This window comes from Pseudomonas sp. 2822-17, from assembly GCF_002742485.1.
Classification (GTDB): domain Bacteria; phylum Pseudomonadota; class Gammaproteobacteria; order Pseudomonadales; family Pseudomonadaceae; genus Aquipseudomonas; species Aquipseudomonas cyclaminis.
Genome location: NZ_LJRZ01000509.1, coordinates 1 through 451 on the forward strand (window position 1 = coordinate 1; position 451 = coordinate 451).

General features: G+C 38.4%; 1 protein-coding gene. It reads left to right on the forward strand.

What is annotated here, in order from left to right; genetic code table 11:
- Positions 1-78 precede the first annotated feature (78 nt).
- On the forward strand, positions 79-451 hold a 373-nt coding region (locus AOA60_RS22190; protein WP_143522473.1), incomplete at its 3' end, for an anti-sigma factor.

Here is a 451-nt window from a genome sequence, read left to right on the forward strand (position 1 = left end):
GTACGTTATGGTGTGAATAATATGAAAAAATATTTTGAAGCCCAGCAAAAAAGCATGTGAGACAAGAGGTGAAATGGAATGAGTTGTAATATTACGGAAGATATGATCTATGATTATGTGGCTGGGAATATAGATGTTGTTTTAGCGAAGAAGGTAGAAGATCATCTGAAGGTATGTGAATCCTGTCAATCTATGTATCATACATGGTTAGATATAGATGTACAGACTATCAAAGAGCATGTGTCGTATACGGAACCCGAAACATCTGAACGGCTGAAAAGGCGTGTAATGGCAACTTCCAAAAGAGAAAAGCTTAAAGATTCTTTATTCAAACAGCCATACTTTCTTTTTGCCAGCTTCAGTATGGCGGTCGTGCTCTTGTTAATTGGGTTAACAGTAGGTCATACTGGTACGTATGAGGTAGGGGATAGTAGTGAGTCTCCGTTTGAAG